The sequence below is a fragment of the Aliarcobacter sp. genome, from assembly GCF_041672065.1.
GTDB classification, from domain to species: Bacteria; Campylobacterota; Campylobacteria; order Campylobacterales; family Arcobacteraceae; genus Aliarcobacter; species Aliarcobacter skirrowii.
This window is the reverse complement of the sequence record NZ_JBAZAH010000003.1, coordinates 35,897-62,266: the sequence shown is the minus strand read 5'-3', so window position 1 is coordinate 62,266 and position 26,370 is coordinate 35,897. Positions and strand designations below refer to the sequence as shown.

At 30.4% G+C, this 26,370-nt stretch carries 21 protein-coding genes and 5 tRNA genes; 4 read left to right on the top strand and 22 right to left on the bottom strand.

What is annotated here, in order from left to right; all coding sequences use genetic code 11:
- From purH to WC168_RS01075, 3 genes are all read right to left on the bottom strand, one after another.
- Positions 1-1,028: bifunctional phosphoribosylaminoimidazolecarboxamide formyltransferase/IMP cyclohydrolase (purH, locus tag WC168_RS01085; protein WP_372617043.1), on the bottom strand; the 1,028-nt coding region annotated here is incomplete at its 3' end.
- A 78-nt stretch (positions 1,029-1,106) separates the two neighbouring features.
- A complete protein-coding gene (gene purL / locus WC168_RS01080; RefSeq protein ID WP_372617041.1) occupies positions 1,107-3,320 on the bottom strand; it encodes a phosphoribosylformylglycinamidine synthase subunit PurL in 2,214 nt (737 codons plus the stop codon).
- Positions 3,321-3,382: 62 nt separating this feature from the next.
- Entirely contained in the window at positions 3,383-4,342 is a 960-nt protein-coding gene (locus WC168_RS01075) for a L,D-transpeptidase family protein (protein WP_319086972.1), read from the bottom strand.
- A 76-nt stretch (positions 4,343-4,418) separates the two neighbouring features.
- On the opposite strand from WC168_RS01075, the gene WC168_RS01070 reads away from it, so the two are divergent.
- Positions 4,419-5,609, top strand: coding sequence for a peptidoglycan DD-metalloendopeptidase family protein (locus WC168_RS01070; RefSeq protein WP_066159157.1), 1,191 nt, complete (start codon positions 4,419-4,421; stop codon positions 5,607-5,609).
- A 94-nt stretch (positions 5,610-5,703) separates the two neighbouring features.
- A complete protein-coding gene (locus tag WC168_RS01065; protein ID WP_066356153.1) occupies positions 5,704-7,041 on the top strand; it encodes a diguanylate cyclase in 1,338 nt (445 codons plus the stop codon).
- 27 nt (positions 7,042-7,068) lie between these two features.
- On the opposite strand, the gene WC168_RS01060 is transcribed toward WC168_RS01065, so the two are convergent.
- The 19 genes from WC168_RS01060 to mraY form a co-directional block, all read right to left on the bottom strand.
- Complete coding sequence (locus WC168_RS01060) at positions 7,069-7,356, bottom strand: YciI family protein (RefSeq protein ID WP_066159161.1); 288 nt, start codon at positions 7,354-7,356, stop codon at positions 7,069-7,071.
- Between the two features lie 22 nt (positions 7,357-7,378).
- Entirely contained in the window at positions 7,379-7,765 is a 387-nt protein-coding gene (locus tag WC168_RS01055) for a hypothetical protein (RefSeq protein WP_066159164.1), read from the bottom strand.
- A 28-nt stretch (positions 7,766-7,793) separates the two neighbouring features.
- Positions 7,794-12,320 (bottom strand): DNA-directed RNA polymerase subunit beta', encoded by a 4,527-nt coding sequence (gene rpoC, locus WC168_RS01050; RefSeq protein WP_372617038.1) that lies wholly within the window; start codon positions 12,318-12,320, stop codon positions 7,794-7,796.
- On the bottom strand, positions 12,313-16,458 hold the full coding sequence (gene rpoB, locus WC168_RS01045; RefSeq protein ID WP_372617036.1) for a DNA-directed RNA polymerase subunit beta: 4,146 nt from the start codon (positions 16,456-16,458) through the stop codon (positions 12,313-12,315). Before rpoB ends, rpoC begins: the two co-directional genes overlap by 8 nt.
- A 164-nt stretch (positions 16,459-16,622) precedes the next feature.
- The gene (gene rplL / locus WC168_RS01040; RefSeq protein ID WP_066159173.1) at positions 16,623-16,994 is read right to left on the bottom strand and encodes a 50S ribosomal protein L7/L12; all 372 of its coding nucleotides are present in this window, start codon (positions 16,992-16,994) and stop codon (positions 16,623-16,625) included.
- A gap of 50 nt (positions 16,995-17,044) precedes the next feature.
- A complete protein-coding gene (rplJ, locus tag WC168_RS01035) occupies positions 17,045-17,533 on the bottom strand; it encodes a 50S ribosomal protein L10 (protein WP_066159189.1) in 489 nt (162 codons plus the stop codon).
- 156 nt (positions 17,534-17,689) lie between these two features.
- On the bottom strand, positions 17,690-18,388 hold the full coding sequence (gene rplA / locus WC168_RS01030) for a 50S ribosomal protein L1 (RefSeq protein ID WP_066159177.1): 699 nt from the start codon (positions 18,386-18,388) through the stop codon (positions 17,690-17,692).
- 65 nt (positions 18,389-18,453) lie between these two features.
- Positions 18,454-18,879, bottom strand: coding sequence for a 50S ribosomal protein L11 (rplK, locus tag WC168_RS01025; RefSeq protein WP_066159180.1), 426 nt, complete (start codon positions 18,877-18,879; stop codon positions 18,454-18,456).
- Positions 18,880-18,978: 99 nt separating this feature from the next.
- Positions 18,979-19,506: a transcription termination/antitermination protein NusG gene (gene nusG, locus WC168_RS01020; protein ID WP_066159183.1), complete on the bottom strand. Its 528-nt coding sequence runs from the start codon at positions 19,504-19,506 to the stop codon at positions 18,979-18,981.
- An 11-nt stretch (positions 19,507-19,517) separates the two neighbouring features.
- The gene (gene secE, locus WC168_RS01015; RefSeq protein ID WP_066159185.1) at positions 19,518-19,700 is read right to left on the bottom strand and encodes a preprotein translocase subunit SecE; all 183 of its coding nucleotides are present in this window, start codon (positions 19,698-19,700) and stop codon (positions 19,518-19,520) included.
- A gap of 73 nt (positions 19,701-19,773) precedes the next feature.
- Positions 19,774-19,849, bottom strand: a tRNA-Trp gene (locus tag WC168_RS01010).
- Positions 19,850-19,886: 37 nt separating this feature from the next.
- A complete protein-coding gene (gene rpmG / locus WC168_RS01005) occupies positions 19,887-20,045 on the bottom strand; it encodes a 50S ribosomal protein L33 (protein ID WP_066159193.1) in 159 nt (52 codons plus the stop codon).
- A gap of 18 nt (positions 20,046-20,063) precedes the next feature.
- Positions 20,064-21,272: an elongation factor Tu gene (gene tuf, locus WC168_RS01000; RefSeq protein ID WP_066159187.1), complete on the bottom strand. Its 1,209-nt coding sequence runs from the start codon at positions 21,270-21,272 to the stop codon at positions 20,064-20,066.
- 208 nt (positions 21,273-21,480) lie between these two features.
- Positions 21,481-21,557, bottom strand: a tRNA-Gly gene (locus WC168_RS00995).
- Positions 21,558-21,568: 11 nt separating this feature from the next.
- Positions 21,569-21,653, bottom strand: a tRNA-Tyr gene (locus WC168_RS00990).
- Positions 21,654-21,711: 58 nt separating this feature from the next.
- Positions 21,712-21,788, bottom strand: a tRNA-Thr gene (locus WC168_RS00985).
- 10 nt (positions 21,789-21,798) lie between these two features.
- Positions 21,799-21,874: transfer RNA gene (locus WC168_RS00980), tRNA-Phe, on the bottom strand.
- Between the two features lie 41 nt (positions 21,875-21,915).
- Positions 21,916-23,076 (bottom strand): UDP-N-acetylmuramoyl-L-alanine--D-glutamate ligase, encoded by a 1,161-nt coding sequence (gene murD, locus WC168_RS00975; protein ID WP_066352326.1) that lies wholly within the window; start codon positions 23,074-23,076, stop codon positions 21,916-21,918.
- On the bottom strand, positions 23,077-24,138 hold the full coding sequence (gene mraY / locus WC168_RS00970) for a phospho-N-acetylmuramoyl-pentapeptide-transferase (protein WP_109065214.1): 1,062 nt from the start codon (positions 24,136-24,138) through the stop codon (positions 23,077-23,079).
- Positions 24,139-24,204: 66 nt separating this feature from the next.
- Here mraY and gpmI point away from each other — a divergent pair, with 66 nt between their 5' ends.
- A complete protein-coding gene (gpmI, locus tag WC168_RS00965) occupies positions 24,205-25,680 on the top strand; it encodes a 2,3-bisphosphoglycerate-independent phosphoglycerate mutase (RefSeq protein WP_279133669.1) in 1,476 nt (491 codons plus the stop codon).
- A complete protein-coding gene (locus WC168_RS00960) occupies positions 25,680-26,369 on the top strand; it encodes an ATP-binding cassette domain-containing protein (RefSeq protein ID WP_066162287.1) in 690 nt (229 codons plus the stop codon). Before gpmI ends, WC168_RS00960 begins: the two co-directional genes overlap by 1 nt.
- Position 26,370 lies beyond the last annotated feature (1 nt).

Below are 26,370 nucleotides of genomic sequence, written 5' to 3'. Positions count from 1 at the left end.
AATAGTTTGATTCTTTTTTTAGTTTCAAAAACTTCAACAGCATCTGCAGTGAAATCTGCTGCAAAAACAACTTCAAGGAAAATTTCATTCATTTTTTCTGCTAACTCTTTATCAACTACTCCATTTACAGCAACAACTCCACCAAATGCACTAACTGGGTCGCATTTTAAAGCTTCAACATAAGAGTTTAATAGTGTATCTTTTATAGCAAATCCACATGGATTTCCATGCTTAACTATACAAACAGCATTATCTGTTCCAAAAGATGCAGCAATTCTAGCAGCTCCACTAATATCACCCATATTATTAAAACTTGGCTCTCCTTTGATTACTTTGAATTTATTTGAAAATTGAGATTCAAACTCATATAAAGCACCTTTTTGATGAGGATTCTCTCCATATCTTGTATCAAATACTTTAGATCCAACAATAAACTGTTTTGCTCCAAAACCATTGTTAAATCTCTTATTCATATAGTTTGCAATCATAGAGTCATAAGAAGCTGTGTGCTCATAAGCTTTTATCATTAAATCTCTTCTAAACTCGTATGTATTTGTATTGTTTTTAAGATTATTTAGTACTAAATCATAATCAGCAACATCTGTTACAATAATTACACTATCAAAGTTTTTAGCAGCACTTCTAACCATTGCTGGTCCACCAATATCAATATTTTCAATAATCTCTTCAAAATTAGTAGTTTTTTCTATTGTTGCTTTAAATGGATATAGATTTACACAAACTAAATCAATACCTTCAACCCCTAACTCACGTGCCTGATCAAGATGAGATTGTTTATCTCGTCTATGTAAAATTCCACCATGAATATATGGATTTAAAGTTTTTACTCTACCTTCAAAACACTCTGGAAATTTTGTAACCTCATTTGCTTCAATTACAGCTATTCCCTCTTCTTTTAGCTTATTATATGTTCCACCTGTTGAAATAATCTCATATCCAAGTTTTACAAGCTCTTTTGCAAAATTTACAACACCACTTTTATCACTTACACTAATTAATGCTCTCATAATACTCCTTCTTCTAATCTAATTTAAATAAAAAAAGCCAAACCTATTTTAGGTTTGGCTTTTTTAGAACTAATCTTTTTATTGATCTTGCTCTATAACTTCTTTGAATCTATTAAAATAGATTTTACTTAAATCACTAATATTTTTGTAAATATCATTTATAATAAATTTATCTGTTCCTGTTTTTCCAATAGCTACATAAGAAACTCTGTTTTTAGAAGCTAATTTTTCAAACTCTTCACAATTTTTTGGATTTACTTCAACTATTGCTCTACTTAATGATTCACTAAAAATATCTTTAGAATCATTTAAAGATATATTAGCTTCAACTCCAATATTTCCTACAACTGCCATTTTTGCTAAAGATATAGCAACTCCACCAAGATTTACATCTTTAGCACTTTTTAAAAGTTTTGCTCTGTTTGCTTCAATTACTGTATTCCATAAAGCTAACTCTTTTTCAAAATCAACTTTTGGATGAACTCCAGCAACTTTTCCATAAAGTTTTTTTAGATATAAACTTCCACCAAATTCACTATAAGTATCACCTAAAAGATATAATACATTTCCACTTTCTTGAAGTTTTGAAGGAAGTACATTTTGCGCATCTTCATTTACTCCAACCATAGCAATTGATGGTGTTGGGAAAACACTAACTCCATTTGTTTCATTGTATAAAGATACATTTCCACCAATAACAGGAGTGTTTAATGCTCTACAAGCATTTTTAATACCTTCACAACTCTCTTTAAATTGCCACATAACCTCTGGATTTTGAGGATTTCCAAAATTTAGACAATCTGTAATAGCTTTTGGAACAGCACCAGTCATAGCAACATTTCTACCACTCTCCATAACAGCAGCTGCTGCTCCTAATTGTGGATTTATATAACAAAATCTTGTGTTACAATCAGCACTCATAGATAAAGCTTTTCCAGTTTCTTTGATTCTAATTGTAGAACCATCCAAACTTCCTGGGCCTTTTATAGTATTTGTTTGAACCATTGAGTCAAATTGAGAGTAAATCCAAGATTTATCTACAACTTCCATATCACTAAACAACTCATCAAAAGCAATTTGATTTGAAATTTGTTTATCCATATTCACATTTGCAATAGTTTTTAAATACTCAGGTTCACTTACAGGTCTATCTAAAACTGGTGCCTCTTCTGATACTGGTTGAACTGGAATATCAGCTACTTTTTCACCATGCCAAAATAGTTCCATGTTTCCAGTATTTGTAACTTCTCCAATAACAGCAACATCTAGCTCCCATTTTTGGAAAATATCAATTATTTGTTGCTCACAACCTTTTTTAGCACAAATAAGCATTCTTTCTTGAGACTCTGAAAGCATAAAATCATAAGGAGTCATACCCTCTTCTCGTGCAGGAACTTTATCTAAGTGCATAATCATTCCACTACCACTTCTTCCAGCCATCTCAAATGAAGATGATGTAAGCCCAGCAGCTCCCATATCTTGAATACCAACAATTAAATCAGCTTTAAATAGTTCTAAACAAGCCTCTAAAAGCAGCTTTTCAGTAAATGGATCTCCAACTTGAACAGTTGGTTTTTTGCTTTCACTATCTTCTGTAAAAGAGGCACTTGACATAACAGCACCACCAAGACCATCTCTTCCTGTTTTACTTCCAACATAAATAACTGGATTTCCAATTCCCTCAGCTCGTCCATAAAAAATCTCATCAGTTTTTGCAAGACCTAAAGTAAATGCATTTACTAGATTATTTCCAGCATAACACTCTTCAAAACTTGTCTCTCCACCAATAGTTGGAACTCCCATACAGTTTCCATATCCACCAATTCCAGCAACAACACCTTTTAAAAGGTATCTATGTTTTTTTGCAGTTTCACTATTTCCTTCAATTGAAGCAAATCTAATTGAGTTCATACTTGCAACTGGTCTTGCACCCATTGTAAATACATCTCTTAAAATACCACCAACTCCAGTTGCAGCTCCTTGATAAGGCTCAATAAAGCTTGGATGATTGTGAGATTCCATTTTAAATACAGCAGCGTATCCATCACCAATATCTATTACTCCAGCATTTTCACCAGGTCCTTGAATAACCCATGGTGCTTTTGTTGGAAATCCACTTAAATATTTTTTACTTGATTTATAAGAGCAGTGCTCGCTCCACATTGCAGAGAAGATACCAATTTCAACATAGTTTGGCTCTCTTCCTAATATTTTTTTTATATTTTCAAACTCATCTTTTGTTAAAGAGTGTGCTAAAGCTATCTCTTCAATATTCATCTCTTTTTTTTGCATTTTTCGCCTTAATTTTTACAAATTTAAAGGCGATTATATCTAAAGTAGTATTAAAATAGTTTTTAATCCTCTGATAAAATCTCAACTTTTCCGTTTATAAGCTCTATATAAAGCTCTTTTTTACCAATAAATCTAACAGATGGACTAAAATACTCCTCATCCATTAAAATTTTATACATATTTTTACCCAAAGAGTTTGGATATGGTGAGATATCTATATTAAAAAGATTAATTACTTTCTCTTCATTTTTAGCAAATATTCTTCTTTTTTGGTTTGAAAAAGTTGAAAAATCACTTCTATCAGCTCTTTTAAAATCTTTTGAATAAAATGATAAATAAGTCTCTATATCAGAATCCTTCCAAGCATCTTTCCATTTAAAAATTGTACTTAAAACTATTGCTAGCTCCTCTTTAGGAACTTCAGGAACTGCTTTACTACTTGTAATTAAAATAGTGTTTTTATAATCAATATTTTTATCTAATAACTCTAATCTATCGTTTGAAATAGCTAAGCAACCCTCTGTATAAAGCTCTCTATCGCCATTTAAAGGCATTCCATGAATCCAAATTCCATGACCTGTTTTATTTAAACTTTTGTCAAATGTATCAGGATATTGAGTTACAAGTGCAAGGGGTCCATAAAAAGCTGGTAGAGAAGTTCTTCTTTGTATAAGCTCATAAGATCCTTCTGGTGTTTTTTTGTCACCTTCTAATAGTTTATCACCAAGATTTTCACCAATTATCATACTATCGCTTGAAATTTTGATAAAATTTTTATCCTCTTTTTTATATAAAGCCATAGTTTTATCATTTTTATCAGCAACAATAATAAATTTTTTTGTCTCATAATAACCAAATCTAGTATCATGATTTTGTAAATATTTAAGCCAAGACTCTTTTTGTCTAAACTCTAATTTCAACTCATTTTCAACACTTTTTATCCCCTCATTTTTATAAATAGTAAAATAATCTTTTGCAAAAAGGTTTAGTGATAAAAAAATAAATAATAAAATTTTATTCAATAGTATCTCCGTAAATTTAAGTATCGGGATTGTATAATACTTGTCCTAATTTTTTGATAAAAGAAGAGTCTATTATATGCTTAAAAAAAAACTTATTATATTTTTATTACTTTTTAACTCACTTTTTGCATCTCAAGTGGAAGAGTTACTTTGGCCAAGAGGTGATACATTTTTAAACTTTTTAGAGAAACAAAATATTCCTTTAACTCTTTTTTACAATTTAGAAAGAGAAGACAAAGAGCTTTGTAGTGAGATTCAATCAAATACTAGATACTACTTATATACCAATAAAGATAAAGAGTTTGAACAAGTTTTAATTCCAATATCTTCTGATATTCAAATTCATATATATAAAGATGATGATAACTTTAAATTCCAAACTTTGCCAATTGCTTACACTGAAAAAAATGAGTTATTAGCTGTTCAAATAAACGAATCTTTATCAAGTGATTTACAAAAAGCAACAGGAGATATTGCAATTCCTGCACTAATAACAAACCTGTTTAAGCATAGCCCTGTTGATTTTAGAAAGATGAAAAAAGGTGATTATGTTGTTGTTGAATACTCACAAAAAGTCTATTTAGGAAAACTTCTTGGTCTTCCAAATATAAAATCTGTAATGGTTCAAATAAATGGAAAACCAAATTATAGGTTTAAGAATGAAAAAGATGAAAAATATTACGATGAAAAAGGTATATCTTATACAAAAACTTATCCATTTCAAATTCCTTTAAACTACTCAAGAATTTCAAGTCACTTTTCAAATAAAAGATATCATCCTGTATTAAAAAGATATAGAGCACATCTTGGAACTGATTTTGCAGCTCCTATTGGAAGAAATGTTTATGCTGCCGCTGATGGAAGAGTTACTTTTGTTGGAAATAGAGGTGGTTATGGTAAAACAGTAATTATTAGCCATGCTGATGGATATAGAACTTTATATGCACATTTAAATAAATTTGCTTCAAATGCTGTTGTTGGAAGAACAGTTAAAAAAGGTACTTTAATTGCTTATGTTGGATCAACTGGAGTTAGCACAGGTCCTCATTTGCATCTTGGATTATATAAAAATGGTGTTGCTGTTGATCCCATGAAGACATTAAGAAAACCTAAAGTTGAAGGTTTAAGTAAAAAAGATAAGGCTACATTTATGGCTAATAGCAAAAAGACTATTGAGCTATTTAATAGTAAAATTGAATCAAACGATTCAATAAATCCAGATAAGTTAGATCGAATTTTTGATAGAAGCATTGTAAATATTTTTTAACTTACAATTTAATTTTTATTAACATTGTTCTAAAGTTATTTTTGTAGAATTTAATATTTATTTACAAGAAATTATTATATTAAAAAAGGTTAAAATGAAATATCTTCCAAAGTTAATCGATATTGCTACTAAAGCGGTTACTACTGTTTATGATACACAAAGTATTAATGACGCTATAGCTTTAATGTATAAAGAGAATCATAGAGAGATTATTATTTTATCAAATACAAAAAAAGGTTTTGGAATCATAAAAGCAAATGATTTAATTCGTTTAAAATCTGATAATATAGATTTCAACACAAAATTAAAAGATATAAAATATGATAAAATTTTCTCAACTCACTATAAAACTTCAATACCAGACGCTATTGAAGAGATTGGATTTAATGGAAACTCTCTTTGTCTTGTAGATGACGATGACAAACTTTGTGGATTTGTATCTTATCATGACATTATTTCAAGTGTTGATCCACAATTAATGCTTGAAAAACAGACTTTAAGCGATATGCTACTTAGTTCATTTGTAAAAAAAGCAGATATTAATGATTTAACAAAAGATGTTATTGAACTAATGGATGATACTATTTATGATTGTGTAATTATTTTTGATAAGAGCAACAGTGTTGGAATATTAACTACTAAAGATATTATTAAACTTTTTGGAGAATCTAAAGATTTAAATCTACCTGTATCAAACTATATGAGATCTCCTTTAGTAAAAGTAAAACATACTACAACAGTCTCTCAAGCTTTAGAATTTATACAACAACAAAAATTTAAGCGTTTAATTATTGAAGATTTTGCTGGTAATGTTATAGGTCAAATAACTCAAAAAGAGTTACTAGCAAGAGTTTATTCAAAATGGGCAGATTTTCTAAGAGATAAAACAGTGCATCTGTCATCAATAAATTCAAAATTACAATCAAAAACTACACAGCTTGAACAACTTGCATCTACTGATAATTTAACATCTTTATATAATCGTGCAAAATTTGAACAAAAATTAAAATATGAGATTTCTAGAGCAACTAGATATGAAAATCAAGAGTTTTCTATTGTACTATTTGATGTTGATAATTTTAAAATTATCAATGATACATATGGACATTTAGCTGGTGATATGGTTCTTAAAAAAATTGCTGATGTTGTAAAAAATACAATCAGATCAACTGATCTTGCATGTAGATGGGGAGGAGAAGAGTTTTTTATTATATACCCTTCAACTAATCTAAAACAAGCTTTTGAGGCATCTGAAAAACTAAGAATTCTTATAAATAAGCTAGAATTTGATGATATAAAAAATATAAGTTGTAGTTTTGGAGTAACAAAATTCAACAAAAGTGATTCAATGCAATCAATTTTAGCAAGAGCTGATAAAGCTATGTATAAAGCCAAAAATAATGGAAGAAATAGAGTAGAAATAGAAGAGTAATTAAATTAATGTGATATAAAAATCACATTAATTTTTTGGAAGTAACCTTACAGGAACTATCTGAATATTTTCATAATCCCAAACATTTCCAATAACATAAGGATCATTTTCAAGCCAAGCTTCCAACTCATCATCATTTTCAAACTCAACAAAAAGTGTTGAACCAACCATTTTGTCATTTTCAATTAATGCACCAGCAGTTATTATGTTACCTTTTTCCATAAACTCTTTTGCCATCTTAACATGTTCATCTCTAACTTTAACTCTTCTTTCATAAGCATCATCATAATCATATGCTATTATTAAATATTGCATTTTTTTCCTTTTTTAAAATTTTTTAGAAATTACTTGTTGCTAATAAAAAAGATGATGGATAGATAAATAGATTTAAATATCGAAAAATCATAGTTATATTTGCATCAAATGGAATTATACTACTTAGTTCATAATTTTTAGATAGTTTTTTCATAATCGATAACTTAAATGATATATCAACAAATTTTAAAATAACAATAAAACTCATCCAAAATCCAAAATTATTAAGAGTAATAGCTAAATAAATTGAGTAAAAAAATGATGGATGAAGTATAAAATATAAGAAAATATTTTTTTGGTAAACTTTGAAATTATTCTCTAATATTCCATATAATGTTGGTGCTTTTTGCCAATTTGTTTCAAAAAGTTCAATTGCAATAAAAAAGATAAATAGATAAAAAATTGTCATTTAAAAAAATAGGGCAAAGCCCTATTCCTTACTCAACTTCTGTAAATTTTACTTTTTGATCTTTATATAGACCTGTTCCAACAGGAATTGTTCTTCCTATTACAACATTCTCTTTAAGATCTTCAAGCATATCCATTTTTGCACTAATTGCAGCTTCTGTTAATACTTTTGTTGTCTCTTGGAATGATGCAGCTGAAATGATACTATCACTTGTAACAGCAGCTCTTGTAATACCAAGCAATAAAGGCTCAGCAATAGCTGGTCTTCCACCCATTCTTACAATTTTTTCATTCTCAATTTTAAATCTCTTTTTAGAGATCATATCACCAACAATAAATTTAGTATCTCCACCATCAAGAATTGATACTTGTCTTAACATTTGAGATAAAATTACCTCAATATGTTTATCTGCAATATTAACCCCTTGAGATCTATAAACTTGTTGTACTTCAGATACAATAAAGTAATGAAGTGCTTTTTCACCCATAATTCTTAATACATCATGAGGCGATACTTGACCATCTGTTAATGCTTCACCAGCGTGTACAAATTCACCTTCATGAACAAGGATTTGTTTTCCTTTTTCAATTAAGTACTCTGTTTGTCCACCCATAATATCAGAGATTATTAATCTTTGTTTATTTCTTAGTGGTTTTCCAAAACTTACAGTTCCATCAAATGAAGCTAATACAGCTATACTTTTTGGTCGTCTTGCTTCAAATAACTCAGATACTCTTGGAAGACCTCCAGTAATATCTTTTGATTTTTGTGTAGCCTTTGGAGTTTTAGCAATAATATCTGCAACCTCTACTTTGCTTCCCTCTTGAATATTTAAAGATGCTTTTGACTCTAGTACATATCTAATAATATCACCTGAAGCTGTTGCTAATAATACTGTTGGTTTATATCCACTTGGAATATACTCATTAACAACTAGCTTAGATGTTCCTGTTAACTCATCAAATTGTTCTGAAACAGTAACACCTGGAATAATATCTTCAAAAGTTACAACTCCAGACTCTTCAGCAATAATTGGGTTAGCATATGGATCCCACTCTGCAATTACAGTTTGTTCAGAAACTGTTGGTGAAGAAATTTGAGTACCTTTTTCAACTTCACTATTATCATTTAAAATTATTGATGAACCTCTTGAGATATAGTATCTTGCAGCTTCTCTATCTTCTTTATCTGCAACTACTGCAAAAAGACCTTTTTCTACAACTTTATCACCAGATTTAATATCATGTCTTCTCTCTAAATAATCACCTATTAATTTATAATATTTAACAATACCTTTAGCTGCTGAAACAACTTTAGATGTAATTGGTGCTCCATCTTCAACTTTTAATTCAGCTGCAAATGGGATTCTATTTGGTACATTCCATCCATCTTTAATAATTTCAACTATAGAGTCGTTATTATCTACTTCTTGACCATTTGCATGAGGAATATAAAGTTTTCCTTCAATTTTTCCAGAAATTCCTGCAAGCTCATTTACTTTTGCAACATCACTTTTTCTTAAGAAATACTCTTTTTTATCTTTACCATTTGATATTGTTAATACAATCTCATCATGAACTGTTTCAACTGTAACTTTGCCTTTAAATGGTGCATTAATTTTTGGTTCAACTAATAAAATTCCAGCATTTCTTCTATTTGCAACAATAGTTTTTCCATCTTTTGTTTCATATTTTTTGATATTGTAGTATCTAATGAAACCTTCTTTATCAGCTTTTAACTCTCTTTCAGTTTGAGTAGCACTTGCTGTTCCTCCAACGTGGAAAGTTCTAAGTGTTAGCTGAGTTCCTGGCTCTCCAATTGATTGAGCAGCAACAACTCCAACAGCTTCACCTGGTTTTGCTTTTCTTTGCTCACCAAGATTTAGTCCATAACATTTTGAACAAAGTCCATTTTCTGTTTTACAAGTAAGCGGAGTTCTAATAATTACAGATTTAACCTCAGACTCTTTTACTATTTTTGCAAACTCTTCAGTTATTAAAGTTCCTTCATTAAATAAAATCTCATTAGAGATTGGATCAATAATATCTTCAGCAATAACTCTTCCTGTAATTCTCTCATCTAAAGACTCGATTAACTCATTTCCAGATGTAATATCAGTAATTTCAATACCTTCATGAGTTCCGCAATCCTCTTCTGTAATTCTTACATTTTGAGAAACGTCAATAAGCTTTCTTGTTAAATATCCAGCATTTGCTGTTTTTAAAGCTGTATCCGCAAGTCCTTTTCTAGCTCCGTGAGTAGAGATAAAATACTCAAGAACGTTAAGACCCTCTTTAAAGTTAGAGATAATTGGTGTTTCAATAATACTTCCATCAGGTTTAGCCATAAGACCCCTCATACCTGAAAGCTGTCTAATTTGAGTTGCACTACCTCTTGCTCCTGAATCTGCCATCATATAAATAGAGTTAAACCCATCTTTATCTGCTTTAACTAAATCCATCATCTCAAGTCCAAGTTTATTATTAGCTTCAGTCCAGATATCAATAGTTTTATTATATCTCTCTTGCTCAGTTAATAGACCTTGAGAGAACTGTTTTTGTACCTCAATAACATCTTTTTTAGATTTTGTAATATGAGAAACTTTACTATCTGGAACAATAATATCATCAATTGATATTGAAATACCAGCAGTAGTTGCATATTTAAATCCTAGATTTTTTAAGTTATCTAAGAATCTTGGAGTTACTTCATAACCAGCCTCTTTATAGATATAATCTACTAATGCACCGATATCTTTTTTCTTTAAAACTTTATTCCATAAACTCATTGGAACAAAAGATGGTAGAATTTCGTGAATTATTAATCTTCCAACTGTTGTTTTTACAATTTTTCCATCAATTTTTGTTCTAATTTTTGCATGTAAATCAATTTGATTCATATCTAATGCAATTTTTACCTCATTTACATCAGTAAATAGCTTATGAGAACCTTTTACACCCTCTTTCTCTAATGATAGATAATATATACCTAAAATCATATCTTGAGATGGAACTGCAATTGCTCTACCACTTGCTGGTAATAAAATATTCATTGAGCTCATCATTAAAATCTTAGCTTCAGCAACCGCCTCTTGAGAAAGTGGTACGTGAACAGCCATTTGATCCCCATCGAAGTCAGCATTAAATGCAGCACAAACAAGCGGATGTAATCTAATAGCTTTTCCATCAATTAAAACAGGGTGGAAAGCTTGAATAGATAATTTATGAAGCGTTGGAGCTCTATTTAATAAAATTGGATATTCATCAACTATCTCATTTAAACATTCCCAAACTTCATTTGTTTCAGATTCAATTAATCTTTTTGCAGCTTTTAAAGTTGTTGCGTAACCTTTTTCCTCTAATTTTGCCATTAAATGTGGTTTAAATAACTCTAAAGCCATTTTCTTTGGAATACCACATTGATCCATATTTAAATTTGGTCCAACAACAATAACAGATCTTCCTGAGAAGTCAACCCTTTTTCCAAGTAAGTTTTGTCTGAATCGTCCTTGTTTTCCTTTGATAATCTCACTTAAAGATTTTAAAGGTCTTTTATTTGCACCTTTAACAGCATTTGCTGTTTTACCATTATCAAATAAAGCATCAACAGCTTCTTGAAGCATTCTTTTTTCATTTCTAATAATAATTTCAGGAGCATCAAGTTCTGTTAATCTTTTTAATCTGTTATTTCTATTAATTACTCTTCTATAAAGGTCATTAACGTCTGAAACAGCAAATTTTCCACCATCAAGTGAAACAAGTGGTCTTAAATCTGGTGGTAAAACTGGAAGCATTGTAAGCATCATCCACTCAGGTCTATTTCCACTATTTATAAAGTTTTCAACAACTTTTAATCTTTTGATTATTGTTTTTCTTTTTGCATCTGATTTAGTTGTTTGCATCTCATCTTTTAATAAAGTTAATAGCTCAAACAGATCAAGCTCAGCTAAAAGATCTCTAATAATCTCTCCACCCATTTTTGCTTCAAAACCAGTATGTTCAAATAGATCTGCAACAGTTCTATATTGCTCTTCATTTAAAATATCATATTTTTCAATTTTTTTAGTTCTTTCACCATCGTAAAATGCTTCACCAGCACTATTTACAATGTATGCTTCATAATATAGAACTCTTTCTAAATCTTTTAATTTAACACCTAAAAGTGTTCCAATTCTTGAAGGAAGAGATGATACCATCCAAATATGAGCAACAGGAGATACTAATTCAATATGTCCCATTCTGTGTCTTCTAACTTTTGATGAAGTTACTTCAACTCCACATTTTTCACAAACAACACCTTTGTATCTCATCTTTTTATATTTACCACATAGACACTCATAATCTTTTACAGGTCCAAAGATTTTTGCACAAAACAGTCCATCTCTCTCTGGTTTTAGTGTTCTATAGTTAATAGTTTCAGGTTTTTTAACCTCTCCACAAGACCAAGATAGAATTTTCTCTGGACTTGCTAACTTTAATTGAAAAGCAGAAAAATCTTGTGGTCTTTCTAACTCTTTTATATCTATTGGTGATAACACTTTTTCATTATTACTCATCGTTTTCTACCTCTTCAAAAATCTCTACGTCTAAAGCTAAAGCTTTTAACTCTTTTGTTAAAACAAAGAATGTTTCAGGAACACCAGAAGCTGGAACATTTTCACCATTTGCAATAGCTCTATATGCTCTTGTTCTTCCTTCAACGTCATCTGATTTAGTTGTAAGCATCTCTTTTAGTACATTTGTTGCACCATAAGCTTCTAATGCCCAAACCTCCATCTCTCCAAATCTTTGTCCTCCAAATAGAGCTTTTCCTCCAACTGGTTGCTGTGTTACTAGTGAGTATGGACCTGTACTTCTTGCGTGAACTTTCTCATCAACTAAGTGGTGAAGTTTTAGCATATACATATACCCAACATTTACTCTCTCTTTCATCTTTTCACCAGTTTTTCCATCATATAAGATACACTTACCATCACTATCTATTTTTGCCATTTCAAACAGTTTCTCAAAGTCATAAGCTTCAACACCATCAAAAATTTGTGTTGCAAATTTAACACCTTTTGACCAATCTCTAGCATAATTTAATAGTTCATCATCACTTAATTTTTCAATAAATGATTTAGCATTCATAAGTTTTGCAACTCCTGCAATCTCAATCATTTTTGCTCTTAAATCTGAAATATATTCACCTTTTTTTGCATCATAGATTTGTTGGATCTGTTTTCCAAGTCTTCTACCTACAAGTCCTAAGTGAACCTCCATAATTTGTCCAATATTCATCCTTGAAGGAACCCCAAGTGGATTTAAAATAATATCAACTGTTGTTCCATCTTCTAAATATGGCATATCAACTCTTGGAACGATATTAGAAACAATACCTTTGTTTCCATGTCGTCCAGCCATTTTATCCCCAACTTTTATCTTTCTTTTTGTTGCAATATAAACTTTAACTTGTTTAATTACACCACTTGATAAAATATCATCATGCTCAAGAATATCAAGTTTCTCTTCATGCTCTTTTCTTAACTCTGCTTTTTGTTTAATAAAGTGCTCTTTAATATCATTATAAGTTTTTTCAATATCTTTGCTATATGAAGAAACAACTTTTTTCATAGCAAATCTATTTACACTTACCAAAACATCAAGTGTTAATGTATCACCTTTTTTATATGTAACACCATCAAGTTCTAACTCTTTTTCAAGTTTAGCTTTTGATAATAGATTATTAATTTTTAAAGCCTCTTCTCTATCAAGCATTAAAAGTTTATCAAGGTGTTTTTGATTTAGTTCATTTTTCTCTAATTCAATTTCAGCTTTAGCTCTTTCACACTTCTCATAACCTTTTTTAGTGAATACTTTAACATCAACAACTGTACCTTCCATCGATGTTGGACAATATAAAGATTTATTTATAACATGTCCTGCTTTATCACCAAAAATAGCTCTTAAAAGTCTCTCTTCAGGAGTTGGTTTAATTTCACCTTTTGGAGTTACTTTTCCAACTAAAATCATTCCAGGAGTTACATAAGTTCCAACTTTAACAATTCCAGAAGCATCTAAATGAGTAATTGACTCCTCTTTAACACCTGGTAAATCTCTAGTAATCTCTTCATTACCATGTTTTAACTCTCTACAATCAATCTCTTTTTCATAGATATGAACTGAAGTAAATGCATCTTTTTTAATTAATCTTTCACTTAAAATAATAGCATCCTCATAGTTGTATCCATTCCATGGCATAAACGCAACCATAGCATTAATTCCAACTGCAAGTTCACCTTTATCCATTGAAGGACCATCAGCAATTACTTGTCCAGCTTCAATAACATCACCCTCTTTTATAGCAACTCTTTGACCAAAAGATGTGTTATTATTTGTTTTAACATTTTTATTTACTTCATAATGGTCAATAAATGCACCATTTTCATCTTCACCACTAATATATATATTTTTAGAGTCAGCTTTTTCAACAACTCCACCTCTTAAAGCTTTTATTGCTTCCCAAGCATCTCTTGCAACAGTTTTTTCAAGTCCTGTTCCAACGATTGGAGCTGTTGGATTAATTAAAGGAACTGCTTGTCTCATCATATTTGAACCCATAAGTGCTCTATTGGCATCGTTGTGTTCTAAGAATGGAATAAGTGAAGCTGCAACACCCATAACCATTTGTGAAGAGATATCAATTAAATCAACTTTATTTCTCTCCATTAAAATAATTTCACCATTTAATCTAACTTCAATTAATGGCTCAACAATTTTTCCATTTTCATCAACTTTAGTTGATCCTGGAGCAATTACAAGACCCTCTTCTTGAGTTGCTGTATAATAAGTAATCTCATTTGAAACTACACCATCAACAACTTTTTTGTATGGAGCTTCAATAAATCCTAAATCATTAACTTTAGAGAAAGTTGATAAAGTATTGATAAGTCCAATATTTTGTCCCTCAGGAGTTTCAACTGGACAGATTCTTCCATAGTGAGTTGGGTGAACATCTCTTACTTCAAATCCTGCTCTCTCTTTTACTAAACCACCCTCTCCAAGAGCTGATAATCTTCTTTTGTGAGTAACTTCAGATAGTGGATTTGTTTGGTCCATAAATTGTGAAAGTTGCCCACTTGTAAAGAACTCAGTAATTGTTGATGTAATCATTTTTGAGTTGATTAAATCATGTGGCATAATATCTTCTAAAGTTCCACTTAGAGTTGTCATTTTATCTCTAATTGTCTTTTGCATTTTGATAAGTCCAGCGTGTAACTCATTTGCTAATAACTCACCAATAGCTCTAATTCTTCTATTTCCTAAGTGATCTCTATCATCAATATGTCCATAACCAGCTTTAACTTTTACTAAATATTGAACAGTTTTAATAACATCTTCATAAGTAAGTGTTGTAACATATTCTGGAACATTTACACCTAATTTATGATTCATCTTCATTCTTCCAACTTTTGTTAAGTCGTATCTTTCTGGATCAAAGAATAGTTTTTTTATAAACTCTTTTGCAGCTTCTTTAGTTACAGGTTCACCTGGTCTCATAACTTTATAAATTCTAATAGCAGCTAAATCATTTTCATCATCAATTTGCTCTGTCTGTTTTAGAAGTTTTAAAGACTCTGCATCTGCTTTAAATGCATTAATAATAGATGCATCAGCACTACTTGATAAATCATTTGCAATTTCAAATGAATCAAATTTCAAATCAAGAAGTTTTTTAAGTTTTAATTCATCAAGATTTGTTAAAGCATCAAATAAAACCTCTCCTGATTCTGGATCATAAATTGTACTAGCCGTATGTCTATCCATTAAAAGCTCAAGTGGATACTCAATTAATTTTAATCCACCTTCAATTAGAGCTTTAGCTTTTCTAGTTGTTAATCTTTTTCCAGCAGCAATAACTAAATTACCTTTATCATCTTTAATATCATAATCAATTCTTCCCATAAAATCATCAGGGTTGAACTCTGTTAAAAATTTATTATTTTTAATTTTAATATTAATTATTGGATAAAATAGTTTTACGATATCCTCTTTTGAATAACCTAATGCTCTAAATAGAATTGTAATTGGAACTTTTCTTCTTTTATTAATTCTTACATATAATATATCTTTTGCATCATATTCAAAATATAACCATGAACCTCTATCTGGAATAATTTGACCTGTATATAGAAGTTTGCTCTCAGTTGTATTTGATTCATCTTCTTTGAAAATAACACCTGGAGATCTGTGTAATTGATTTACAACAACTCTTTCAACACCATTTACAATAAATGATGTTCTATCTGTCATTAGAGGAATCTCTCTTACATATAAAGATTGCTCTTTTATATCTTTAACACCAATTTTTTCACCAGTTTTCTCATCAATATCCCAAAGAGTTAATCTAACATTAATTTTTAAAGGAATTGAGTATGTAAGACCTCTAATCATTGTCTCTCTTACATCATATCTTGGTTTTCCAACTTCACTTCCTAAATAGTCTAAAGTTAGTCTATTTTGAGCATCATGAATAGGAAATATTGTTTTAAATACTTTTTCAATACCAGCTGATGATCTATCTTTTTTATTTACCATTAAAAAAGATTCATACGAATTTTGTTGTAGTTGTAATAAGTTAGGAATTTCGATTTTTTGTGGGTTTTTCGCAAAATCTACTCTGAGTCTATTACCAGATTTTAAAGAGTTTAACATTTGACACCTTGTTATAAAATTTGGTTTGTTTGCTTTATTCTATAAAGCACAAAAGCATCCATAAAGGATAAGGTTAAAATTCTTATAAATTTTAACCTTAGCCCTCAAAGATGCGGTACTATATATAGGGATAGAATCCCTATATAACGATATAAAAAGTTAAATTATTTAACTTCTACTTTAGCTCCAGCAGCTTCTAACTGAGCTTTAATTGCTTCAGCGTCAGCTTTAGAGATTCCTTCTTTAATTGTTGAAGGAGTTTGCTCAGCAGCATCTTTAGCCTCTTTTAATCCAAGACCAGTAATTGCTCTGATTTCTTTAATAACATTGATTTTTTTATCTCCTGAATCAACGATAATTACGTCAAACTCAGTTTTTTCTTCAGCAGCTTCAACAGCAGCAACTGCTCCACCAGCAACTGCAACAGGTTGTGCAGATACACCAAATTTTTCTTCAAACTCTTTTACTAACTCTGATAGTTCAAGAACTGATAAACCAGAGATAAATTCTAAAACATCTTCTTTAGAAATTGCCATAATTTTTCCTTTTTAATTTCTTATTTTATATATTATTATTGCTTATATAATTAAGCCGCCTCTTCTTCTTTTTTTCTTCTAAGAGCATCAAGACCAATAGTAAAGTTTCTAACTGGTCCCATCCATACAGATGCAAGCATTCCAAGAAGCTCTTCTCTTGATGGTAATTTAGCAAACGCATTAACTCTAGAAGCATCACAGATTTCACCTTCGATGATACCAGATTTAATTGAGAATTTATCTTTTGTAGAAGATGCAAACTTATCAGCTACTTTACAAGCTGAAATTTGATCTTCTGACCATAAATAGATATTTGTTCCATTTAAATCAACATCACCAAGTTCTGCTGCTTTTACAGCTTTAGTTACTAAACTGTTTTTTACAACTTGAACTTTTGTATTATTTGCTTTAGCATCTTTTCTTAGAACTTCTAGTTCTTTATGAGTAAGACCTTTATAGTCGCAAACTACAACAGCCAAAGAGTTTTTGAACTCAGCAGCTAAGAAATCAATAATCTCTGATTTTTTATTTCTAGTCATTATATTTCCTCCTTTCAAAACATCATCCTAGGCGGGACTTACAAAAAGACGAGGAGTCTTTTTACCAGCTGTCTTCAGTTTTATTTCAGTGCTTTGAACACTCAAAAATATTGAACCAATTCAACACTTTTGAATGCAAAAAAGATAAGGAGAACCTTATCTAATTTCTAATAATTCCATATTATCTAAAATAACTGATGGACTCATAGTTAAACTAATAGCTGCATTAGAAATATATCTTCCTTTTGCAGTTGAAGGTTTTGCTCTATTAATAGCTCCAATGAAAGCTTCAGCATTCTCTTTTATAGCTTGTGCTGAGAATGAAACTTTTCCAATAGCAGCTTGCATATTACCTTTTTTATCAACTCTATAAGTTACTTGACCACCTTTTGCATCATTAACAGCTTTTGTAACATCCATAGTTACAGTTCCTGTTTTTGGATTTGGCATTAAACCTTTTGGTCCAAGAATTCTTCCAACTTTTCCTACAATTCCCATACAATCAGGAGTTGCAACTAAAACATCGAAATTAATATTTCCAGCTTGAATAGCTTCTGCTAAATCATCATTTCCTACAATATCAGCACCAGCAGCTTTAGCTTCATCCATTTTTGCACCTTTTGCAAAAACAGCAACTCTAACAGTTTTACCAGTACCATTTGGAAGAACAACAGCTCCTCTAATCATTTGATCTGCATGTCTTGGATCAACATTTAAATTTAGTGCAATTTCAACACTCTCATCAAATTTAGCAGATTTTAAATCTTTTACTAAATTACAAGCTTCTTCTAAAGAGTATTTTCTCTCTTCAACTTTAGAAGCTAATGCTTTATATCTTTTTGAAACTTTTGCCATATTTACTCCGCAATGTTAAATTTTTTGCTTCCACTTTTTTTAAGTCTTGTGGTTAGACTAGTTTTTTATAACTCTACATCAATTCCTATTGATCTAGCACTTCCAGCAACTATTTTTGCAGCTACTTCTTTATCGTCAGTATTTAAATCTTTAATTTTCATATCAACAATTTCCATAACTTGTGCTTTTGATAGTTTTCCAACTTTATTTTTAAGTGGATTATCGCTACCTTTTTTTACACCAGATATTTTTTTAATTAACTCTGTCATTGGAGGTTGTTTTACTTCAAATGTAAAGCTTTTATCTGTATAAATTGTAAGAACAACTGGTAATCTATAACCAGCTTTATCTTTTGTTTTTTCGTTAAATGCTTTACAGAATTCCATAATATTAACACCTCTTTGTCCAAGAGCTGGTCCAACTGGAGGTGATGGATTTGCTGCACCCGCAGGTATTTGTAGTTTTAAATAACCTTGAATTTTCTTAGCCATGCTATTCCTTTATTAAATTTTTAATGCTCAATGATTAGACATTAGGCAAAAAAACTCTAAAAGAAGCTAGTTTCTTTGCCTAATGCCTAAAATATATAATTATACGATTCTCTCTACTTGAGTATAAGAGATTTCAACAGGAGTATTTCTTCCAAAAATAGATACATTTAATTTTAATATACCTGAAACTAAATCAAAATCTTCAACTATACCATTAAAGTTAGCAAAAGGTCCTTCATTTATTCTAACCATTTCACCCTCATCAAAAGAGATTTTAGGTTTAGCTGCTGCTTTATTTTTAGCTTTTTCTAATATAAGATTTATATCTTTATCACTTAAAGCTGTTGGTTTTTTTGACTCTCCAATAAATCTTCCAACTTTTGGCATTGATTGGATTCTATGCCATAATGCTGTATCTAAATCAATTTTAGCGAAAGCATAAGCTGGATAAAGTGGTCTTTCAATAATTACTTTTTTACCTTTTTTTACTTCAATTAAATCTTCCGTTGGAACTAAAACTTCTAAAATTCTATCATCAGCCATTTCATCTTTTAACTTTAAAATAGCTTTTTTCACAGATAACTCACTACCTGAATAAGTTTGTATTGCATACCATTTATGTGCCATATTTTTCTTCCTTAGTTAATTATCATTGATAAACCAAGAGACATAGCACCATCAATTAAAGCTAGAAACAAGGCTATTACTGTAACAACAATAAATACTGAAATATAAGCAGTTCTTATCTGCTCTTTAATTGGAAATATTACTTTAGATAATTCAGCTTTTACACTGTTAAAATAGTTACTAGCTTTACTCAAAATAGACTTCCTCTTTATATAATTTATCTTTAACTCTCTAAAAAGAGAAGAACTCTCTTTAAAAAATCAAAAGTGGCAGGCCAGGAGGGACTCGAACCCCCATCACTCGGATTTGGAATCCGATGCTCTACCATTGGAGCTACTGACCTATGTAAAAAGCTTGAGATTTCTCTCAAGCTTTAATGACTAAGATTTTAACTTCACTTCTTTATGAATAGTGTGTTTTTTTAATCTTGGACAATATTTTTTAACTTCAAACTTTTCAGTATGAGTTTTTGGATTTTTCCAAGTAGTGTAGTTAATATCTCCACTCTCTTGGCATTTTAATCCTATTTTAATTCTTATTGCTGCCATAAAGAATCCTTATTTAATGATTTCTGAAACAACTCCAGCACCAACAGTTCTTCCACCTTCTCTAATAGCAAACTTTGTTCCTTTTTCAAGAGCAATTGGAGCAACTAATTCAACAGTCATCTCTACGTTATCACCTGGCATAACCATTTCAGTACCTTCCATTAAAGTACAAGAACCTGTAACGTCTGTTGTTCTAACATAGAATTGTGGTCTATATCCACTAAAGAATGGAGTATGTCTTCCACCCTCTTCTTTTGAAAGAATATAAACTTCACATTTAAATGATGTATGTGGTTTAATTGTTCCTGGCTTACAAAGAACTTGTCCTCTTTCAACCTCTTCTTTTTTGATTCCTCTTAAAAGAATACCACAGTTATCACCCGCTTGACCTTGATCCATCTCTTTTCTAAACATCTCAACACCAGTAACAGTAGTTTTTCTAGTGTCTCCAAATCCTACGATTTCGATCTCTTCACCAACTTTAATTGTTCCTAGTTCAATTCTTCCAGTAACAACAGTTCCTCTTCCAGAAATTGAGAATACATCCTCAACTGGCATTAAGAAAGGTTTATCAGTATCTCTTTCAGGAGTTGGGATATACTCATCAACTGCATTCATTAATGCAACAATTTTTTCTCCCCATGGTCCAACTGTACCTTTTTTAGCTTCTTCTAAAGCTTGGAATGCAGAACCAGCAACGATTGGAGTATCATCACCTGGGAAATCATAAGTAGAAAGTAATTCTCTAATTTCCATTTCAACTAACTCTAACATCTCATCTTTATCAGCTGGATCTAATTGATCTTCTTTGTTTAAGAATACAACAATATATGGAACCCCAACTTGTTTTGAAAGAAGGATGTGCTCTCTTGTTTGAGCCATTGGTCCATCTGTTGAAGCGATAACTAAGATAGCTCCATCCATTTGAGCAGCACCTGTAATCATGTTTTTAACATAATCCGCGTGACCTGGACAATCTACGTGAGCATAGTGTCTTTTATCAGTTTCATACTCAATATGAGAAGTAGCAATAGTAATTCCTCTTTCTCTCTCTTCTGGAGCGTTATCGATTTGATCATAATCTCTCATCTCTCCACCATATTTTAAAGCTAATACAGCTGAAATTGCAGCAGTTGTAGTAGTTTTACCGTGGTCAACGTGTCCGATTGTACCAATGTTTACGTGCGGCTTATTTCTTGAAAACTTTTCTTTTGCCATAGTGTTGTTCCTCTTCTAAAATTATTTTATTGCTTATTGCCCTCTGAGTAGATAAGCCTTTTGGCTTCTCTATTCAGAGGGGATTTGCACAAAATGTGCCAAGTATTATATACTGTAAATACTAAAAACTAAATTAATGGGATTAAATATATTAATGAGTTATAAATATATGTGCAAATATAACTCAGCTCCCAGTAATCAATAAAAATGGAGCGGGAGACGAGACTCGAACTCGCGACAGTCTGCTTGGAAGGCAGAAGCTCTAGCCAACTGAGCTACTCCCGCAACATTAAACGTGGTGGTGAGAGAAGGATTTGAACCTTCGAAGCCGTAGGCGGCGGATTTACAGTCCGCAGGATTTGACCACTCTCCAACCTCACCTTATAAAAATTATTGCTCTGGTCAAGCGCTGTTTTTGAAAACTTACGCACGACAAAAATGGAGCTGGTGAAGGGAGTCGAACCCCCGACCTGCTGATTACAAATCAGCTGCTCTAGCCAACTGAGCTACACCAGCATCCATAAAATGGTGGTTCGAGACAGAATCGAACTGTCGACACAAGGATTTTCAATCCTTTGCTCTACCGACTGAGCTATCGAACCACTGAAATTGGAGTGAGATTATACTACCTAATATATTAATATTAACTTAAATTTTTTACAAATTCTTTGAATATTTCACCTCTTTGTGCATATGACTTAAACTGATCTAAAGATGCAGCTGCTGGCGATAAAATAGCAATACTATCATCTTTCATATTTTTATCTATCTTTTGAACTGCTATTTCTAAATATAGGCATTCAAATACTTTTATACTATTTTCTTTGCAAAAATCTACTATTTTTTTTGTATTACTACCTATTGCATAAACTACAATATCAAAATGTTTTATATTTTCAAATAGAGGGGAAAGATTTGCACCCTTATCATCTCCACCCAAAATTATATGTATATTTCTATTTTGAAAAGGAACTAAAGCATTTATTGTTGCATCAACATTTGTTGCTTTACTATCATCTATCCATACTCTATTTTTTTTATCTTTAAACTCTTCAACTTTGTGTTTATCGATTTTAAAACTATTTATTAAATCGTAATCTACTTCATCAAATAGTATTTTACTTGTTGATAGAGCCATTATTGAATCTATTAAAAATGGTTCATTAAAATTGATTTTAGATTTATCTATTTTAAACTCTTCACATAAATCATCACTACAGCTATAATAAATAGTATGTGCTTTTGTTTTAATGTTTTCAAACTCTCTTGGTAAAATTACAATATCATTCTCAAACATAAGTTCAAGTGGTTTTAATTTTGCCTTTTTATACTCTTCATAAGTTCCATGCCAAGTAATATGATCTTCACTTATTGGTAAAAGTATATATATATTTGGTTTTGCTTTTTGTGTATAGTGAAGCGTAAATGATGAAGTTTCAAGTATCCATATTTTTTTAGATTTATCTAGTTTACTTAATGGAACTCCAATATTTCCACCACAAACAGAGTTATGTTTTTGTAATATATATTGACACATTTGAGTAGTAGTTGTTTTACCATTTGTTCCACTAATCCAAATTGAAAAAGGCATATCATCATAAAACAGATCATAATCACTAATTATATTTTTAGAAGCCTGTACCAGTTTATTATGTGGTGGAATTCCAGGACTTACAACTGTAAGAGTATCTGACTCTTTATCATATATATCAAAATCGCTATCATCATAAATTTGTGATTCTGGAAATCTATTTTTTAAAGCTAATGCTGTTTTACCTTTACCTAATATTCTAAATTTTTTCATTTATCTAATCTTTAAACTTAATAGTGCAATTAAATTAGCCATAAAAGATATTATCCAAAAACGAACAATAATCTTATTCTCTTTCCAACCTTTTTGCTCAAAGTGATGATGTATTGGTGCCATAAGAAAAACTCTTTTATGTCTTAATTTATAAGAACCTACTTGAAGCATAACAGAAACAGTTTCCAATACAAAAATAAAACCAATAGCTAAAAGCAAAATTTCAGATTTTGAAACTATTGCAAAAAATCCCATTAAAGCTCCCAAAGGAAGAGATCCGCTATCACCCATAAAAACTTCAGCTGGATAAGCATTAAACCATAAAAATCCAATCAATGATCCAACAATTGCGGCTCCTAAAATTGCCAACTCTCCAGCCTGAGATATACTTGGAAGCAGTAAATAGTTTGAAAAAACTATATGCCCTACTGTATATACCAAAATTGATAGAGTTGTAAATGCTAAAATTGATGGAACAGTTGCTAAGCCATCAAGTCCATCTGTAAGATTTACAGCATTTGATGAGCCAACTATTATAAACATCCAAAAAACAATTGCAAAAACTCCCATTTCAAATAGTGGATATTTATAAAATGGTATGTACAAATCACTTGTATGTCCAAAATAGAATATTAAACTTACAACTATAGCTGCACTTAAAAATTGTAAAACTAGTTTCATTTTAGCACTCAAGCCTTCGCTATTGTTTGCTTTAGTAATTTTCTTATAATCATCTCTAATTCCAATTAGTGAAAATAAAGCTAGTGTTAAAAGTCCTCCAAAAACATAAAAATTATTTAATTTTGCTGTTAAAATTGTTGCAATTATTGCAGAAAATATAAAAACCACTCCACCCATAGTTGGAGTTCCTGCTTTTTGTTTATGAGTTTCTGGTGCTAAATCATAAATTGGCTGAGAAGCATTTTTACTCTTTGCCCATTTTATAAATTTTGGCAATAAATACATAGTTAAAACAAAAGCTACAAAAAAACTTATTCCTGCACGAATTGAAATATATTGGAAGATATTAATCTCAAGGTGTCTATAAAACCAGTAAAACAATTTAAACCTTTTTTGGATAAGATTGTGGGATTATATTATATAAAATATTTTAAAAGGTTTAAATAGATGAGAAATAAAACACTATTAATAATAACTGACGGAATTGGACATAATAGCTCTTGCAACTTTAATGCTTTTTGTAATGCAAAAAAACCAACATATGACTATCTTTTTAAAAATGTTCCTTATAGTTTAATTCATACATATGGGGAGTATGTTGGATTACCAGATAATCAAATGGGAAATAGTGAAGTTGGACATATGACTATTGGAAGTGGAAGAGTTTTATATCAAGATTTAGTAAAAATTCATTTAGCTATCAAAAATGATACACTTAAAGATAATGTTATTGTAAAAAATACAATTGAAAAATCAAACAATATTCATCTAATTGGACTTGCTAGTGATGGAGGGGTTCACTCTCATATTGATCACATTATTGCTTTGGCAAAAATAGCTCAAAATAAAAATAAAAAAGTTTGGCTTCACCTTATAACTGATGGAAGAGATGTTGCACCTGATTGCGCAAAAATCTATATTGAAAAAGTTATAAATATTTGCAATGAGAATATAAAAATTGCAACAATCGGCGGAAGATATTATGCAATGGATAGAGATAATAGATGGGATAGAGTAGAACTTGCTTATAATGCAATTGCAAATGCAACTCCTAAAACCAAGGATAATATTTTAGATTTTATAGATAACTCTTACAAAAATGAGATATTTGATGAATTTATAATTCCAACTGCACTAGATGGTTATGATGGAATTAAAGATGGGGATGGAGTTATTTTTTGTAATTTTAGAAGTGATAGAGCAAGAGAGCTTTCAAGTGTATTTGCAAAAAATGACTTTAAAGAGTTTGAGAAAAAAACATTAAATATTCAAATTGCTAGTATGACTTTATATGATAAAAATATTCCAATTCCTGTAATATTTGAAAAAGATAATCCAACAAATACTTTAGCGCAAGTTATTTCAGATGCTGGCTTAACTCAACTTCATACAGCAGAAACTGAAAAATATGCTCATGTAACATTTTTCTTTAATGGTGGAGTTGAAGAGCCATTTTTAAATGAAACAAGAGTTTTAATCCCTTCACCTAATGTTGCAACTTATGATTTACAGCCTGAAATGTCAGCTCCAAAAGTAGCAGAAGCTGTAAAACTTGCTATGAAAAATCAAATAGATTTTATTGTTGTAAATTTTGCAAATGGTGATATGGTTGGTCATACAGGAGTTTATGAAGCAGCTATAAAAGCTGTTGAAGCTGTTGATTATGAACTTGGACTTATTTTAGAAGAGGCAAAAAATAGCAACTATAATATAGTATTAACATCTGACCATGGAAATTGTGAGATGATGAGAGATGAAAATGGAAATACTCTTACAAATCATACAGTTGGAGATGTTTATTGTTTTGTGATTGCACCAAATGTTAAAGAGGTAAAAACTGGAAGTTTAAATAACATTGCACCAACAGTTTTAAAACTTATGGGACTTGATATACCAAAAGAGATGGATGAGCCTTTAATATAATGATTGATATTAAAAAATTAAAAATCTCTTACGAGAATATTTCATTAGTTGATATATCATTTAAAATAAATAGTTCAATAGCTTTAGTAGGAGAGAGTGGAAGCGGTAAATCTCTTACTTTAAAAGCTCTTTTAAATATGCTTCCTACTAATTTAAGAGTTGAAAAAGAGATAGAGTATGAGTTTGAACTTGATTCAAATACAATTGGTTTTATTCCTCAAAATCCATTTTTATCACTCTCTACTATGACAAAAATAAAAGATCAAATGTTTTGTGAATTTAGTAAAGTAGAAGAAGTTTTTAAACTTTTAAACCTATCTTTGGATATTTTAGAAAAATATCCTTCACAAATTAGTGGTGGTCAAGTTCAAAGAGTTGTAATTGCAATAGCAATTAGCAGAGATATTAAACTTTTACTTTTAGATGAACCAACTACTGCTTTAGATTTTGAAAATAAAACAAATATTATAAACATAGTAAATAGTTTAAAAGAGCAACTTGGAATTAAAATTCTTTTTGTAACTCACGATATAGCAACAATAGAGAATATTTGTGATGATATAATGATTTTAAAAAATGGAAAAATTATTGAATCTGGTACAACAAAAGAGATTTTAGAAAATCCTCAAACAGCTTACACAAAACTTTTAATAAGTTCTAGCTTTAAAAATAAAGAATTTAGGAAATAAA

Bases quoted from the DNA above. Each gene is read 5' to 3' on its own strand.
- WC168_RS01060 (WP_066159161.1), bottom strand. From the start codon at position 7,356: ATGCAATATTTAATAATAGCATATGATTATGATGATGCTTATGAAAGA.
- WC168_RS00960 (WP_066162287.1), top strand. From the start codon at position 25,680: ATGATTGATATTAAAAAATTAAAAATCTCTTACGAGAATATTTCATTA.
- rpoB (WP_372617036.1), bottom strand. From the start codon at position 16,458: ATGTTAAACTCTTTAAAATCTGGTAATAGACTCAGAGTAGATTTTGCG.
- rplL (WP_066159173.1), bottom strand. From the start codon at position 16,994: ATGGCAATTTCTAAAGAAGATGTTTTAGAATTTATCTCTGGTTTATCA.
- murD (WP_066352326.1), bottom strand. From the start codon at position 23,076: ATGAAAAAATTTAGAATATTAGGTAAAGGTAAAACAGCATTAGCTTTA.
- WC168_RS01070 (WP_066159157.1), top strand. From the start codon at position 4,419: ATGCTTAAAAAAAAACTTATTATATTTTTATTACTTTTTAACTCACTT.
- gpmI (WP_279133669.1), top strand. From the start codon at position 24,205: ATGAGAAATAAAACACTATTAATAATAACTGACGGAATTGGACATAAT.
- rplJ (WP_066159189.1), bottom strand. From the start codon at position 17,533: ATGACTAGAAATAAAAAATCAGAGATTATTGATTTCTTAGCTGCTGAG.
- rplA (WP_066159177.1), bottom strand. From the start codon at position 18,388: ATGGCAAAAGTTTCAAAAAGATATAAAGCATTAGCTTCTAAAGTTGAA.
- WC168_RS01065 (WP_066356153.1), top strand. From the start codon at position 5,704: ATGAAATATCTTCCAAAGTTAATCGATATTGCTACTAAAGCGGTTACT.
- rplK (WP_066159180.1), bottom strand. From the start codon at position 18,879: ATGGCTAAGAAAATTCAAGGTTATTTAAAACTACAAATACCTGCGGGT.
- purL (WP_372617041.1), bottom strand. From the start codon at position 3,320: ATGCAAAAAAAAGAGATGAATATTGAAGAGATAGCTTTAGCACACTCT.
- WC168_RS01055 (WP_066159164.1), bottom strand. From the start codon at position 7,765: ATGACAATTTTTTATCTATTTATCTTTTTTATTGCAATTGAACTTTTT.
- tuf (WP_066159187.1), bottom strand. From the start codon at position 21,272: ATGGCAAAAGAAAAGTTTTCAAGAAATAAGCCGCACGTAAACATTGGT.
- rpoC (WP_372617038.1), bottom strand. From the start codon at position 12,320: ATGAGTAATAATGAAAAAGTGTTATCACCAATAGATATAAAAGAGTTA.
- nusG (WP_066159183.1), bottom strand. From the start codon at position 19,506: ATGGCACATAAATGGTATGCAATACAAACTTATTCAGGTAGTGAGTTA.